Genomic DNA, 15,383 nt, shown 5'->3' on the forward strand with positions numbered 1-15,383 from the left:
CGCGTCAGATGTGGATAAGACACAGGGGCTACGTAGCAGCCCCAAAAACAGGGCCGCTTCGCGCCCCAGCGGGAGCAAGCTCCCTCGCCACGGTTTGTGTGTTTGCCCGTGCTATCCACTTAACTGACAAGCATTAGCCCATTCGCCTCTGGACCTGCGCCTCCATGGAAAACCCGCTCAGCAACGGTAAACAGAAAGTTCGCTCGGCCGAAGTCGGCACCGACATTCTCAAGGCCCTGGCCGAACTCTCCCCCTCCACGTCGCTGTCGCGCCTGGCCGAGCACGTGCAAATGCCGGCGAGCAAGGTCCATCGCTACTTGCAGGCCTTGATCGCCAGCGGGTTTGCCGAGCAGAACGCCGCCACCAACCACTACGGCCTGGGCCGTGAAGCCCTGCGTGTGGGCCTGGCAGCGCTGAATGGCATGGACGTGCTGCAAGTGGCCGCCCTGCCCCTGGCCGAGTTGCGCGACGACTTGAACGAAACCTGCTTCCTCGCCGTGTGGGGCAACCATGGCGCGACCGTGGTGCGCATCGAACCCGCCGTGCGAGCCGTGACCGTGGTGACGCAACTGGGCTCGGTCTTGCCGTTGCTCAGTTCGTCCACCGGGCTGGTGTTCAGTGCTTATTTGCCGGCGCGCGAGACCATCGGCCTGCGGGAGCAGGAAGTGCAAGGCACCGAGCACCACGCCCTGGCCGACGAACGCGCCTATGCCACCCTCTGCGAGCAGATTCGCAGCCGCGGCCTGCACCATGTGCATGGCTTGCTGATGCCGGGCGTGGACGCCTTGTCCGCCCCGGTCTTCAATGCCGTCGGCGAGGTGAAGGCGGTGATGACCATTGTTGGCCCGACCTCGTTGTTCCACGCCGACGAAAACGGCCCGGCGGCGCAACGGCTGTTGGCGGCGACCCGGGCCGTGAGTTGGCGGATGGGGTATGAGGCGGCCCCAGGATCAGTCCAGGAAATCCGGGACAATCCTGATCACTAGATCGTTGAGATGCGCGGTGATCAGTTGCGGGTGGACATGACGGTCTTCCCCGCTGAAGCGAACGGTATAGATACCCTGGTGGTTGCCCTCCGAGTGATAAGGAATCACATCATTCTGGAAATGGCCCAGTAAGTACTCGACCAACCCCTCGGAAGACGACACCAGGCGCTGGCCGGGGTCATCCTCAATGAAGCTGGTCACGTATACGCCGCCAGCGTTGATACCCGACGCGTGGACTTTCAATGCTCCATGCACGTCCTCGGCGGTCAAGGGCCTGAGGGGACGCAGGGACAGCTCGATTGCCGGCTGTCGAGTCAAACTTGCAACAATGTCTATGACGATTTTTTCAAATGCTATCAAGTCCAATGTCTTGAGCCGATCTTCGGCGGCAAAGGAATAACGTTTGCTGAATAGATTGCTGGCGCCTTGCGTATAAGAGGGCAGGTGTTGCTTTTCAACGCAGGCCAGGGTTTCTTCGAACAATGTTCGAGAGCTTCCCACTTCAGGACTTGGAAAGTTCTTCAATGTATTCACGTAGGCAGTGAATGGGTTGATGCCCAGTGGCTCCAGGTAATGACCCAACAGCACCTGCACGGCAAAATCCACGCGGGTGTTCTTCAGCGCGACCAGTCTTTCGGAGTGGGAAGAGAACAGCGGGGTATTCATATCAGACATCCTTGTCATGTCATGGCCTCGAACTTCCTGTTCGAGGCGTTATTGATTGTGCAGCTGAATGCAACAGCACGGCCTCTCGGTTCAACTGAAGTCGCAACTTATCGTTGAACTTCAGTCACGCCGTTATACACAGGCCAATCGTCGATTGTAAAAAAAGCAAGTGTAAGCGTGCGTGAAGTTTCAATCATTCGTAGCCCTAACCCATCACCCCCATGACCTTGGCTTTCGCCACCGCTTGCGTACGCCGTTGCACGCCCAACTTGCTGTGGATTCGCCGCGCATGGGTCTTCACCGTATGCAGCGAAATGAACAACTGCTCGGCTATCTGTTGGTTTGAATGACCTTGGGCAATCAGCTCCAGGACTTCCAGTTCGCGATGACTGAGCAAGGTGTCCTCGACGGTGGCAGGCGACTCGACCTGCTCTGCCGATTGACCCCAGCGCAACAGCTCGGGCTGGCGCAAGCGCAGCTCGCACAACGCTTGCTGGGCCCGCCAGCAGGTGACGCGCTTGAGCCCCTCTTGCAGGCGTTCCCGGGCCTGGGCGCGATCGCCGGACAACCAGACGATTTCCGTCAGCACCAGGTGCAGTTCGGTTTCCAGGCTGTGCATTTCACCGCGCTGTGCCTGGGCGATCATGGCCTGCAAGCGCGCCTGTGGTTCCTGCGCCCGCTGCAAGTAGACCTCGGCCAGCACCAGCAGGTATTCAAGTCGCGCAATCAACTCCAGGGTCGCGGGAGGCGCGTGCTTGGCCTGGGATCCGCGAAAGTGCCGCAAGACACGGGTCAAGGCTTCATGGGCCAGTTCCGCCCGTCCCTGCTGCAACCAGAACTGGCAGCTGGTTTGCAACAACACGCCGCGGTAAACGGTGTCGGGGATGTGCCGCTGCTGCATGGTCCGCTCGGCATCGCGCAAATGCATGAAGGCCTCGCCATAGTCGCCTTGGTTGGCCGCCAGGCAGGCCTTGCCAAGAAAGCCATAGAGCACCTGTTTGTCCTGGCTGAGCAGGCCCGTTTCCAGGCCAGTTTGAAAGTGCTCGGCGGCCTGTTCCTCAAAGCCCATGCGCAGCGCCAGACGCCCGCGCCGCAAGGCAATACGCCCCAACAACGGGGAAAAGTCCTGGCCCGGGTTATCCAGCAGCGCCTGGACGGCGGCCAGCAAATGATCGGCCCGATGCGGTGCGCCGCGTTGCTCCAGAACCTGGGCGTGATCCAGTTCCAGCAAGCCCTCGAAGACCAGCGAACCCTGTGCACGCGCCAGGCACAACGCCTGGCGGTTGATCCATTGCGCCGAGGCCAGATCGCCAGCCAGCAGCGCCTGCTGCGTCAGCCCACCCAGGCACAACACCCGTTGGGACCAGGCCTCCGTGTCCAGGCTGGCCTGGGCCTGGAGAAAATGCTCGCGTGCCGGTTCGCCATCGCCAGAAAGGTGCAGCAACCAGCCCTGCAAGACCTGCCACCTGGCCAGCACCTGTCGCTGTCGACAGGCCCAAGGCTGCGGCAGGAACCTGGACAATTGCTCGATGCAGGTCGACGCCTCGTCGAAGCGCCCGGCGAACAACAGCGCAGCGGTGACCAGCCCCACCGACTGCGGCGTCCCGAGGGTCAGCGCGTCGCCTTGTTGATCGTGCAAGCTCAGCAACAGCACCGCGTTGCGGCGCTGCAAGACGTGCTCGAAGCTCAAATGCTGCAAGAAACTGACGGCGGTCTCGAACTCCTCGGCCAACATCGCTTGCTCGAACGCCATTTGCCAGTCCTGCTCGGCCGCAAACCATTGGCAGGCCCGTCGATGCCAGGAGCGGCCCTGGGACCAGGGCTCTTCACGCACCAACCGGGCCAGGGCCGGGAAGATCTGCAACCAATCCGAGGTCTGCTCCCACGGCTCGATGAAACAACCCCGCTCCAGCAACAACGGCAGGCATTGCGCGCCCACCGTGTCGCCGAACAGGTGCTCGCACAGCCGGGCATTGAAGCGTGGCAGATGCGCCAGCACCCGCCAGGCCTCTGCCAGGTCCGGGGTCAGTGTGCTGAACAGTTCGTACTCCAGGTAATCGAGTAACGTCCCCGGCCGCCCTGGCGATGCATGACTGCGCGCCCATTCACAGCGCTCTAGCAGGCTGATGCGCACCCCGGCGCACCAGCCACCATTGCGCAGGATCACCTCCCGGGCCGTGCGGGCAGCCTGGGGACCGGGCAGATGACGAAGCAGCGGCTGGACATCGTCAGGGCTGAAGAACAACGCCTGAGGGTCAAACTCGTACAGCTCGTCATCGAGCAACAGCCGCGGCCAGTTGCAGTGGGGACGACGGCGACCGTTGAGCCAAAGGTGCAATGCCGGACTGCTGGTATTCAACAGACGGTCGAGCAACTGGTCCAGTTCGGGATTCGGTACCCGGCAATAGTCGTCCAGAAACAACCAGGTGGGCGTTTGCAAACGGGCCAGATGAGCCAACAGCCCCGCTTCGTCCAGCATCGGCAAGCCGAGGGTCTGTGCCAGGCACTCGCACATTTGCACCGTGCTCAACGCCGCCCCCCCCAGGGGCAGCCAATGCAGCCGGAAGTCACTGGGGGCCTGCAAAAAGCACTCGGCGAACAACGCACTCTTGCCACTGCCCGCCGGCGCGCAGAGCAGTTTTACCCGTGCTTCGGAAGTCAGCAGCGGCTCGCTCAGGGACCGCCGCGGCACATGCGTCGAGGACAGGCGAGGCAGCAATCCTGGACGGTCCGGACACGGGGTCATGGCGGTCATGTGGGCGATCCTGTTTATTGTTATCTCACCACCCTAGACCTGTGTTGCCGACCTTTGGAGAAGTATTCAGCGCGCTGATTGGTGCCCATAAAAAAACGACCGGCAGGGTCGCTGCCGGTCGTCATGCCTGGTTCAAATCAGACTCGGTCCCGTGGCGAGGGAGCTTGCTCCCGCTGGGCGGCGCAGCAGCCCCAAAAAGGACCACTCGATGCACCTGATACATCGAGCCGCCTGGTTTCAGGGCCGCTGCGCGGCCCAGCGGGTGCAAGCTCCCTCGCCACGAGCCCTCATCACTCAAGAAAAGACTTACCGAACCCCGGTCGAACGCAACGCCGCCGGCGTGTAGTCGGCCGCCCTGGCTTCGAAGCCGTACTCGTAACTGTGCTTTTCTTCGTTCTTCATCCCCAGCGCGATGTAGCGGCCGGCGATGATGTCGTAGAGCGCTTCAAGGGTGTAGCCCGGGTTCTGATGGTCGTAATAGAACTGGGCATGACCTTCGGCCACCCGCCACAGTTGGCCGCGACCGTCATAGTGATCCACCAGCGCCGCCTGCCAGCTGTCCTCGTCGATGTACATGTGGCGCTTGGCATAAATGTGCCGCTCGCTGGGCTTGACCGTCCCCACCACTTCCCAGACCCGGTGCAGCTCGTAGCGGGTCAGGTCCTGGTTGATGTGGCCGGCCTTGACCACATCGTCGTACTTGAGGCTTGGCGAATCGAGCTTGTAGCTGTTGTACGGAATGTACATTTCCTTCTTGCCGATCAGCTTCCAGTCGTAGCGGTCCGGCGCCCCGGAAAACAGGTCGAAGTTGTCGGAGGTACGCAACCCGTCGGCGGCGGTACCCGGGCCGTCGTAGGCCACTTGCGGGGCGCGACGCACACGGCGCTGGCCGGCGTTGTAGATCCACGCCAGGCGCGGCTCCTTCACTTGGTCGAGGGTCTCATGCACCAGCAACACGTTACCGGCCAGGCGCGCCGGGGCGGTGACCGATTGCTTGAAATAGGTCAGCACGTTGCTGGCCTTTTCCGGGTCGGCGTCCTTGATCAGGAACGGCACGGCGATTTCTTCTTCGAAGCGGATCGGCGTGAAGCTGCCATTGGTCTGCGGCGTGACCTGGGTGATGACCCGGCGCAGGTTGCCACCGTGATAACGGGTAACGTGGTTCCACAGCACTTCCACGCCGTTCTTGGGAATCGGGAAGGCGTAGTAGCGGTTGCCGGTAAAATTCGACAAGCCGTTACCGTCGTTGATGGACGTTACATTGAGGGCGCTGCGCTTGGCTGACTCGTAGATTTCCGGCGGCAGGCCGACGCTGCGATGGGTCGGGTAGACCGGGATCTTGTAAGTCTCCGGATAGCGCTTGAACATCGCGACCTGCCCTTCGGAGAGTTTGTCCTTGTACTTGTCCACAGTCGCGGCGGTGATGGTGAACAGTGGTTTTTCATTGGCGAACGGGTCGGCCAGAAAACCCTTGCTGTCCACCGCCCCGGCGTTTTTCGGGATGCCGCCAGTCCAGGCCGGGATCGAGCCAGCGGCATTGCCGGCTTTTTCCGCGCCCAACGGCGTAAGGCTGGTGCCCAGTTTGTTCGCTTCCTCCGGCGACACCGCCGCCATCACGTTCACGGCCAGCAGGCTCAAGGCCAGGGCACCGCATTGCAGGATCATCTTGCGCATTGGGTTTTCCTTGTCAGCCAAATCAGAAGTTCACGCCGAAGCTCAGCGCGAGGAAATCGCGGTCTTCGAGAACGTTGTAATCGCCGCCAAAAAAGTCGGTGTAGCTCAAGCTGGCGGTGTAGGTGTTGCGGTAATCGGCATCGACACCAACACTGACGGCCTTGGCGCCTTCGTTGAACAAACCATTGGTGCCATAGCCCGCCACGGCGTGGGACCAGGACAGGTTGGGCTTGAAGTTCACGCCACCGATTACATTGGAGTAATCGAGAATCGCCCGGGCGCGATAACCCCAGGACGTCGAAGTGACGAAACCGTCGGTGTCGCCCTGGAAGCCGTATTGGCCATAGACCGAATCCCGGCCATAACGCAGCGTGTCCTTGGACTCCAGGCCACCGACATGCACCACCGCCGCTTCGCCGACCAAGGTCAGGCGATCAGCGCCCAATACCTGTTCGAAGAAATGCGTCAGGGGGCTCTGGACCTGGGTGATTTCCTTGCGGCGGTAACCGGTGTTGTCGGCGCCAGGCGAGGTGGCGATGGGCGCTGCGGCGCCACCGGCAATCGGGTTGACCAGGGCCAGGGTCAGGTCGTTGGTATTGACCTGCACCGGCGCGTTGGGACGGTAGCTGACTTCCCCGGTCCAGGCGGTGCCGGTGGGCAGCGTCGTGGAGAAACTGGCGCCGTAGAGGCGGATGTCTTCCGGGTATTCAAGGTAGTACCCCCCGCGGCCCAGCATCACGCTCTGCGCCAGGCCCGCGCCGCTGCCGGGGGCCAGCCCGTTGGCAATCGCGACCATGCCCGGCAATGCCGCCAGTGTCGAGAGCCCCGCCGTGGTGGTGCCGACAGTAGGCGTACGGCTGTGGTAATTCATGAAGTACAGGCCGTACTCGGTGTCATCGCCAAGCCAGCGCAACGCCGTGCCCCACTGGCCGGAGTCGCGGGCGTCACGATCGCCACCACGGGGAATGATCACCCCTTCGCTGGACACCTGGATCTCCTCGCCGAATGCCTGGGTCAAGGGGACGAACGGCGCAATCGCCGGGCTGCCTACGGTGTAGCCACTGGTGCAACCGTCAGCCACCACGTCGTTGCCGAAGAACGTACCGCAGTTATCCACCACGGTCTGGTCCCACTCCAACTGGTAGAACCCTTCGATGGTGAGTTTGTCGGTCAGCCCCTGGGAGGCGAACAGCATGTTCACCGGAATCAGGCCTTCCTTGATCTCCGCACCGGGGCGACGGAACGCGGACACGTCCACCGGGTTGATGCTGTTGATGGAGTTGCCGATGAAAGTACTTTCCCCCCAACTGACCACCTGCTTGCCGGCGCGAACGGTGCCTGGCAAATCGGCGATGGAATAATTGTGGTAGACGAAGGCATCAAGAATCTGCGCCCCCGATGACTTGGCGCCCTCCTTGCGATTGCTGTCGCTGATGTCCTTGAACTCGCGGCCTTCATCCTTGAGTTCGAAGTCGTACCAGTACTTGCCGCGCACGAACACACCGGTATCGCCGTACTTGAGCTCGAGGTCGTGCAGGCCCTTGAAGATTTTGGAAAAGGTCTCGCCTTTCTTGAAATTCAGCCGCCCATCATCACCGGTGGAGGATTGGCCCGTACCACCATTGACCGTACCGCCCAGGTCCTTGTCGGCATCGCGCATGCCCCAGCTCGCGCCCACGGACAGCGACGAATCGAACTGCCCCTCGATCTCGCCAATGTTGAATGAAACGGCCTGCGCCTGGGCACAGCAACCCAAGGCCACCGCGACGGCCAGCGCCTGCGGCTTGAAGATGGCGCGCATTGTTATTGTTGTCATGCGGCTTCCCCGGTGAGTGACAGAGTCTTCACCCTACTGCCGGATGCCTTGGGCGATAAGCGCACCAAGGAGGTATTCACGCTGTACCTCAAAAGGATGACAGCCCCTGCCCAGCGGACCTTTGAGGCGTGCATGGATGGATTGGATGATGGGTTATCAGCGCCGCGCATACCCCTGCCTCGCCGACGACTGTTACGCGCCCTGCAACGGTGCATGTCCGGATTCGGGCTGTTTCCCACCGGGCTCGGTCCCTATGCTGGCCGGGCTTGCAGGGCAACGGGCCTGCAAACGCAAGTCGCCACGGCATCCCTCACGCCTGGCGCACCGTCATTCGGATGGATTGGCGCATCGGTCCATCATCCCGTGCTTATCGACGTTGGTTTGTAGCTCCTTTGCAACGTCACGCTTAGGCCGCTGCTTTTTGCAGCGGCCTTTTTTATGTGCGGTTGTTTGCTTGGAATGACAGCAGAATGCGCATGGCTATGACACAGGAGCCACTACGATGAATGCAGGCTTCTAGCGGCTGCCACGCGCTTTATAGATGCACGCCGTCCGGCGAGATATCAAGGGTATGATGGATAGAGAAACCGCCGCGAACCTGGCGGCTTTTAGGTACACGTCCCCGTGAGCACAGTTACCGCAGCGAGCGGCAACCGGCCCGGGCAATAAGGGCCTAAATGGCGTGCCGTTGCAGATTCGCCATCATTTCCTTCAAGGCTTCCAGGTTGTCGTTCGGGTGTACGGCATTTTCGAAGTCGCATATCTGCTGCCAATGGGCGGCGACGTCTTCGGGGGAAAAGCCTTTGCGTGGATCGAAGCCAGCGCCCAGGCTGCGCTCCCAGCGCACCTTGCCCATCCAGCCGCCGCCCACTTCGAACAGGCCGGAGGTTTCCTGGCAGGTCTCGCTGGCCAGGTACACCACCAGCGGGCTGACGAGTTCGGGCTTGAGTTGCTCGAACACCTGCGGCGGGATCAGGCCTTCGGTCATGCGGGTGCCGCCGGTGGGGGCGATGGCATTGACCAGGATGTTGTTCTTGCGGCCTTCGATGGCCAGGGTTCGAGTCAAGCCATAGAGGCCAAGCTTGGCCATGCCGTAGTTGGATTGGCCGAAGTTGCCGTAGATGCCGGAGGTGGATGCGGTGAAGATCACCCGCCCGTAGTTTTGCTCACGCAGGTGCGGCCAAGCGGCCCGGGTCACCTTGTAGGCGCCCTCGACGTGGACGCGGTAGACCAGGTCCCATTCGGCGTCGTCCATTTTGTGAAACGTCTTGTCCCGCAGGATCCCGGCATTGTTGACCACCACATCGACACGACCGAACGCGTCGAGCGCATTTTGGACCAGCTTGTCGCCGTCGGTCACCGAGTCAAGGTTGGCCTCGGCGATACCGCCCGCTTCGCGGATTTCGGCGACCACCCGGTCCGCTGCCGAGGCATTGGCCCCTTCCCCTTGAGCCGAGCCGCCCAGGTCGTTGACCAGCACTTTCGCGCCTTGTCTGGCGAATAGCAGCGCGTGGGCGCGTCCCAGGCCACCGCCGGCTCCCGTGACGATCACGACTTTATCTTCGAAGCGCACAGACTCACTCATGGCAGAACTCCAGCAGGCGAATAGGACAATGGGCACGAGTGTCGGGCACCTGTCGGCCGGTCACAATCAACACGGCTGCCAGTGAATGGTGGCCGATAAGGCGGGGGGATGATGCGGGCCCAAGCCCTGTGGGAGCGAGCCTGCTCGCGAAAGCGGTGTTTCAGTCAGGACAGATGTTGGCTGTGCTGACGCCATCGCGAGCAAGCTCGCTCCCACAGGGGATTTTTAGTGTCCACAATTTCTGCATTCACAATCGATTTATTGTGGGAGCGAGCTTGCTCGCGATAGCGGTCTTTCAGTCGGGAATATGTTGGATGTGCTGACGCCTTCGCGAGCAGGCTCGCTCCCACATAAGCTCACTCCCTCCCGCGCCCTCAGGAACAGGCCATTTGCCTGTGCGGCACGGCGATGGCTTCGCGAAACGCCAGGTAATGCTTGAGCACCTGCACCGGTGCCTCGGTGTGCGGATAGTGGCCGATGTCGGGCAGCAAAACCGTGTCCGGGTTGGGGATCAGGGCCTCGTAGCGCGCCACCATGTGTTCACCGGAAATCGGATCGACCGCGCCATCGATCACCCGCAACGGCACTTCGCCGCGGTGCATCGCCTGCACCCAGCGATCCCGCTGCACACGGCGTTCGGGAATATAGGCGATGAGTTTGTGCATGATCCGCGGACCGCAATGGGCCTCCACCAGGCTCCAGAAGTCATCCAGTTCGCTTTCGGTGGGGCCGGTCGAGGGCCCGAAAATCTGCCGAAAGCTGCTGGCCAGGCTTTCCCGGCAGAACATTCGCCCCAAGAGCCAGCCCAGCGGACTTAGCAGAACTTTCTGGGCCCATACCGGACGGTGGGTTTCAGGGAACAGACCGCCATTGAGAAAGACACAACTGGCAAGGTGGATGCGCGCGTCGTAGTGCCGCGCGAGCAGCTCCTGGGCCACGCTGTCGCCGTAATCGTGGGCCAGCAGATGCACGGCGCCCTTCACACTCAGGTGCGCCAGCAAGGCCTGTTGCAGATCGGCCTGCTCCAGCAGGCTATAGACGTGATCCGTCGGCTTGGCCGAGTCGCCGAAACCGAGCATGTCACATGCGATCACCCGGTAGCGTTGCGCCAAGGGTTGCCACAGGTAATGCCAATCCCAACTGGCGGTGGGGAAACCGTGGAGCAACAGCAGCGGCTCGCCCTGCCCCGCCACCCAATAACGGATGGCATGGCCACGGAACATGAAGATCTGGCTGCGCTGGCGCCAGATACGCAGGGGGATCTGGGCCAGGGGCATCAGCTTCTATACCCGGTATCGTGTTGATCGAGCTTGCGCAGCAACGCCGGCCAGGCCAACGCACCGCCCATGCCCTGGGCGCTTTTGGTCACGCCGGCGATCATCGCTCGGGCTCCGGCCAGAATCTGCGGCTCGATGGCGATCAATTCGGCCCCGCCGTTCTGGGCCAGGACCTGGATGTCACAGGCCCGTTGAAAGGTGAACATCATCAGGAAGGTATCGGCGATGGTGCCGCCGCATGTCAGCAAGCCATGGTTGTGCAGCATCAGGAAATTGCTTTCGCCCAGGTCGGCCTGCAGGCGCGCCTTTTCTTCGTGATTCAAGGCCACCCCTTCGTAGGCGTGATAGGCCAGGCTCGACAGCACGAACAGCGCCTGCTGGCTGATCGGCAACACACCTTGCTTCTGTGCCGATACCGCAACGCCGGCGGCGGTGTGGGTGTGCAACACACAGGCGACATCATGGCGCACCTCATGCACCGCGCTGTGGATGGTGTAGCCGGCCGGGTTGATGTCGTAGGGGCTGTCCATCAACTTGTTGCCAGCCTGGTCGACCTTGACCAGGCTCGAGGCGGTGACTTCATGGAACATCAACCCGAAGGGGTTGATCAGGAAATCCTCGGTGCCGGGGACCTTCGCGGAGATATGGGTGAAGATCAGGTCATCCCAGCCATGCAGCGCGACAAGCCGATAACAGGCGGCAAGGTCCACCCGGGTCTGCCATTCGGCGGCACTGACCTGTTCCTTGATACTGAGTGTCGTTTGGACGGGCGCTACGCTCACGGCTCTGACCTCTGGTTTCCAGTTATAGGCGTCTCGTCATCAAAACGTCTTACGCAAGAAAATCAGTCTAGTCAGGTCTTTCAGAGGCGGTAGTTGCATTGGCAGCCAGCTTACTGGCCAAACGAGTCACCGCATTCGCTTCAAGCACGCAACGCGTCGATCAATTCAGCCAGCCACGGCTCGGCATCGGTTTCCGGGGTGACGCTTTCGCTGGCATCCAGGCGCAACATCGGCAGCACCTCGCTCACGCCCAGTTCGGCGAACAACTCGCGCATCTGCTCGCCGCCGGCGCAGAAGGTATCCCCATAGCTGGCGTCACCCAGGCCGATCACCGCGCCAGGCAAGCCGCGAAAGAACCCTGGCAATTGGTCGCGGATGATCGAATACAACGGCATCAAATTGTCTGGCAACTCGCCCATGCCGGTCGTGGACGTCACCGCCAGCAAGGCCTCTGGCGCGAACGCCTGCACATCCGCCAACATCGCGCGAGGGTCGTGCCAGGCGTCGAAGCCCGCGTCGCGAAGCAGTTTGGCGGCGTGCCGGGCGACTTCTTCGGCGGTGCCATACACTGAGCCGGAAAGAATGGCGACTTTCATCGATCTGATCCTGAACCTGAAAAAAGAGCCGGGATAGTAACAGCTGCACCTGCCGGGCTGCGAATGGCTCTCAACGGCAGTGATGGCCAGTGGACAGCCCGTCGATTTCTTTTAAGATGTTGCATCAAAGAATGTTCAAAGGGCGCTTTCCAATGATCAACGCTCAACTGATGCAACTGGTCATCGATGCTTCGAACGACGGGATTGTCATCGCTGAAAAAGAAGGCGAAGACAACATCCTGATCTACGTGAACCCAGCCTTCGAACGATTGACCGGCTATCACCGCGACGAAATCCTCTATCAGGATTGCCGCTTCCTGCAATCGGGTGATCGGGACCAACCTGCCCTGGAGCCCATTCGCAAGGCCTTGAGGGAGGGAGGTACCTGTCGCGAGGTGTTGCGCAACTACCGCAAGGACGGCACGCCGTTCTGGAACGAATTGTCACTGTCCACGGTGAAAAATTCGGCTGACGGGCACACCTATTTCATCGGTGTGCAAAAAAACGTCACGACTCAAGTCAAGGCTCAACAACGCGTCATCCAGCTGGAAAAGGAGCTGGCCGAAGCCCGGGAAACGATTGCACGGCTCGAAGCGACGAACGGTGCAAACAAAACCCCGAATTAATGGTCAGTCACTACAATCACCAGTGAATATGTAAATTATCATTTCGAGCCGACCATGCAGCGCGATGCCCTCCTGACGCAGGATGAACTGGATTTCATCCGGACCATGCAACACAACCCGCAGCTGAACGAGCGGGATGTCACGTCGAGCTTGCTGGTCAACGGTGGGTCGCAGATCCGTGACTTGCTGACGCGCCTGGCAGCGAATGAGCAGGTCACGTTGCAAGCCAATTTCGAAAACCAGCAAATGACTTTTCCTCTGCATCTGGTGGAAGACGAATTCCATGCGATGCATCTGCGCCTGGGTGTGCCAAGCATCTACGAGGACGGACCGAAGATCCGCCCGTGGCGCCTGGTGCTCGACGAGCCGGTGGCGCTGGAGAATATCAACGGCCAGCCGGGACCGCTCTGGGTCCATGAAGTGTCCTGCAAGGGTGTATTGCTGGAAAACCGCAGCCGCACCAAGCCACCAAAGCAATTTGCCTTGTGGTTCAGCCCGTCAGGCTACGAGAGGATTTCATTACGTGGTTCCTTCGAACGGGGAACCGATCGAGGCTTGTTGGCCTATCACCTGAACCAGAATGACCAGGACGAGACCGAGCGCCTGCGCCAGTACATCCTGCAGCAACATCGCCTGACCCATCCAACCATGCATCTCTAGTGCCCTGTACGCAGGACATTCAAGTGTCGAGATTGCCTGCTAGAAACTGGCGCAGGCGCTGACGCATCACTGTTCCTTCATTACCCAGGCAACCGATTGACGAGCCAGCGAGGCTTTCCTGCGCGAGGTCGGATGCCTCACCCGCCAGCATCAACGGACAATCCAGGCTCATCGCCAATTTGCCCAGGCGCTTGGGCAAATCCGGGGCCGGCGCGTGGTCGGAAACCAGCACCAAGGCCAGCGGCTGGACCTTTTGGCACACCAGGGACAGTTCGTCGAACGGCAGGCCGATCGACAGCACTTTGACTCCCACGTCCGCCTTGGACAGGAACAGCGCTGCAATCAGCAACTCCAGTTCACGGCATTGGCCCTCAATGGCACAGACCACGATGCGAGGCACATGAACTTCGCGCTTGAGCAAAAGCCGCTGGATGATGCGTGAACGCAGGAAGCCGTCGAAAAATACCCATTCGCTGATTTGCCCGAACTCTGGCTGGCGATACAGCATTTGTCGCCAAAGCGGCATCAGGATGTCCTGGAACACGACCGGCACGGTGTAGGTGGAGAAGATCTGCCCATAGACGTGATCGAGTTCCACATCGTCAAAGTTGGCGATTGCGGCCGCCACCTGTTGCTGCCACCCGGCGTAATCCTCCCTGACCAGATCCGATGAAATAAGCGTGGAGACCGGTTGCACCGACTCGGTCTTCGCCAAGATCTTTCCCACTTTGCTTACGGCTACTCCCCGGTCTATCCACGCCAGGATACTGCGCACCTTTTCGATATCACTCAAAGAGTACAGGCGGTGCCCACTTTCGGTGCGAGTGGGTTGGATTAAACCGTAGCGCCGCTCCCATGCGCGTAGGGTCACGGGATTCACGCCGGTCATGCGCGCAACTTCGCGAATGGGGAACAGGTCTTCCTGCTTCAAGGCACCTGCTGCCTGGAAAACCAGGCTTTCCTCTGTGACTACGCTCATTTGACAGACAATTCCGACAGGGAAATTGGATCCCAGTTTAACCCCTTGAACACACGCCATGACAAGAACAAACGTGTTAAAGGTGCGTTTTTGTTGTTTTACGCACAATCGGGAATAATCCTTGCGTGTTTTTTGGCGACCAGACGCTACCACCACCCCGGGGCGTCTCCCCGCGAATCTCCTACCCGGAGTATTGCGCCTGTCTTACGGAGATACATAATGTCTACCTCACCCGTCACCCTGATGGTGGCCCGCCGTGTCGCCAACGGGCGCTATGAAGATCTGATTGCCTGGTTGCGTGAAGGCGAACAACTGGCCACCGATTTTCCCGGCTACCTGGGTTCCGGCGTGCTCGCGCCACCGCCCCAGGACGATGAATTCCAGATCATCTTCCGGTTTGCCGACGAGCAGACCCTGCACGCCTGGGAACACTCCGCTTCACGCACGGCCTGGCTGGGACGGGGCAGCGATCTGTTTGCCCATCCCTCCGAACATCGGGTGCGTGGCATCGATGGCTGGTTCGGCGCGGTCGGCCAGCGTCCGCCTCGCTGGAAACAGGCCGTGGCCATCTGGCTCGCGTTCTTTCCCGTATCGCTGTTGTTCAACTTCCTGTTGGGGCCGCTGCTGGGCGAACTGGGCCTGTTGAACCGCGTGCTGATCAGCACACTCATCCTGACACCGCTGATGGTCTACCTGTTTATCCCGATGTCGACCCATTTGCTGGCGAACTGGCTCAACGGCCCGCCGCAGCGGGCATTGCCGGCTACGCAGAATCAGTGATGCCACCCGCCTCAACAGTTACCCTGACTCATAGGCAACAAAGGACCTGTGGGAGCGAGCTTGCTCGCGATGGCGGCCTGTCCGTCAAACTCGTCATTGACTGTCGCACCGCTATCGCGAGCAAGCTCGCTTGTATGGTAGGACTTGAAGGGAGGAGGAGGGACAAGGCTCGATTCTGACTGTTCGCGCAGTACAGACCGT

General features: G+C 60.7%; 13 protein-coding genes. 4 read left to right on the top strand and 9 right to left on the bottom strand.

The features are described 5' to 3' along the window. Positions 1-164: 164 nt before the first annotated feature. The gene (locus tag HGO40_RS28085) at positions 165-986 is read left to right on the top strand and encodes an IclR family transcriptional regulator (RefSeq protein WP_250965694.1); all 822 of its coding nucleotides are present in this window, start codon (positions 165-167) and stop codon (positions 984-986) included. Here HGO40_RS28085 and HGO40_RS28090 read toward each other — a convergent pair. The 8 genes from HGO40_RS28090 to HGO40_RS28125 all read right to left on the bottom strand — a co-directional run bounded on the left by HGO40_RS28090 (position 951) and on the right by HGO40_RS28125 (position 12,137). Then, positions 951-1,652, bottom strand: coding sequence for a hypothetical protein (locus tag HGO40_RS28090; RefSeq protein WP_250965695.1), 702 nt, complete (start codon positions 1,650-1,652; stop codon positions 951-953). The genes HGO40_RS28085 and HGO40_RS28090 overlap by 36 nt on opposite strands. A gap of 205 nt (positions 1,653-1,857) precedes the next feature. Then, positions 1,858-4,407, bottom strand: a complete 2,550-nt coding sequence (locus HGO40_RS28095; RefSeq protein WP_250965696.1) for a helix-turn-helix transcriptional regulator — start codon at positions 4,405-4,407, stop codon at positions 1,858-1,860. Positions 4,408-4,713: 306 nt separating this feature from the next. Next, positions 4,714-6,081, bottom strand: a complete 1,368-nt coding sequence (locus HGO40_RS28100; protein ID WP_250965697.1) for a DUF1329 domain-containing protein — start codon at positions 6,079-6,081, stop codon at positions 4,714-4,716. A gap of 22 nt (positions 6,082-6,103) precedes the next feature. After that, complete coding sequence (locus tag HGO40_RS28105; protein WP_250965698.1) at positions 6,104-7,897, bottom strand: DUF1302 domain-containing protein; 1,794 nt, start codon at positions 7,895-7,897, stop codon at positions 6,104-6,106. Between the two features lie 673 nt (positions 7,898-8,570). Further along, a complete protein-coding gene (locus HGO40_RS28110; RefSeq protein ID WP_250965699.1) occupies positions 8,571-9,482 on the bottom strand; it encodes an SDR family oxidoreductase in 912 nt (303 codons plus the stop codon). A 374-nt stretch (positions 9,483-9,856) separates the two neighbouring features. Next, a complete protein-coding gene (locus HGO40_RS28115; RefSeq protein ID WP_250965700.1) occupies positions 9,857-10,759 on the bottom strand; it encodes an alpha/beta fold hydrolase in 903 nt (300 codons plus the stop codon). Further along, on the bottom strand, positions 10,759-11,541 hold the full coding sequence (locus HGO40_RS28120; protein ID WP_186705055.1) for a class II aldolase/adducin family protein: 783 nt from the start codon (positions 11,539-11,541) through the stop codon (positions 10,759-10,761). The genes HGO40_RS28115 and HGO40_RS28120 overlap by 1 nt, the downstream gene beginning before the upstream one ends. A 140-nt stretch (positions 11,542-11,681) precedes the next feature. After that, entirely contained in the window at positions 11,682-12,137 is a 456-nt protein-coding gene (locus tag HGO40_RS28125; protein WP_250965701.1) for a flavodoxin, read from the bottom strand. A 152-nt stretch (positions 12,138-12,289) separates the two neighbouring features. Here HGO40_RS28125 and HGO40_RS28130 point away from each other — a divergent pair, with 152 nt between their 5' ends. Together HGO40_RS28130 and HGO40_RS28135 are read left to right on the top strand one after the other, a co-directional pair. After that, on the top strand, positions 12,290-12,763 hold the full coding sequence (locus HGO40_RS28130) for a PAS domain-containing protein (RefSeq protein WP_250965702.1): 474 nt from the start codon (positions 12,290-12,292) through the stop codon (positions 12,761-12,763). Positions 12,764-12,817: 54 nt separating this feature from the next. Next, positions 12,818-13,423: a hypothetical protein gene (locus HGO40_RS28135; protein ID WP_250965703.1), complete on the top strand. Its 606-nt coding sequence runs from the start codon at positions 12,818-12,820 to the stop codon at positions 13,421-13,423. 19 nt (positions 13,424-13,442) lie between these two features. Here the strand turns inward: HGO40_RS28135 and HGO40_RS28140 are convergent, their stop codons facing one another. Then, the gene (locus HGO40_RS28140; protein ID WP_250965705.1) at positions 13,443-14,402 is read right to left on the bottom strand and encodes a MerR family transcriptional regulator; all 960 of its coding nucleotides are present in this window, start codon (positions 14,400-14,402) and stop codon (positions 13,443-13,445) included. A gap of 219 nt (positions 14,403-14,621) precedes the next feature. On the opposite strand from HGO40_RS28140, the gene HGO40_RS28145 reads away from it, so the two are divergent. Continuing rightward, positions 14,622-15,182, top strand: coding sequence for an antibiotic biosynthesis monooxygenase (locus HGO40_RS28145; RefSeq protein ID WP_250965704.1), 561 nt, complete (start codon positions 14,622-14,624; stop codon positions 15,180-15,182). The last annotated feature ends 201 nt before the right edge of the window (positions 15,183-15,383 follow it).

Origin of the sequence: Pseudomonas sp. CG7 (assembly GCF_023701885.1) — a bacterium.
Taxonomy (GTDB): Bacteria; Pseudomonadota; Gammaproteobacteria; order Pseudomonadales; family Pseudomonadaceae; genus Aquipseudomonas; species Aquipseudomonas zanjanensis.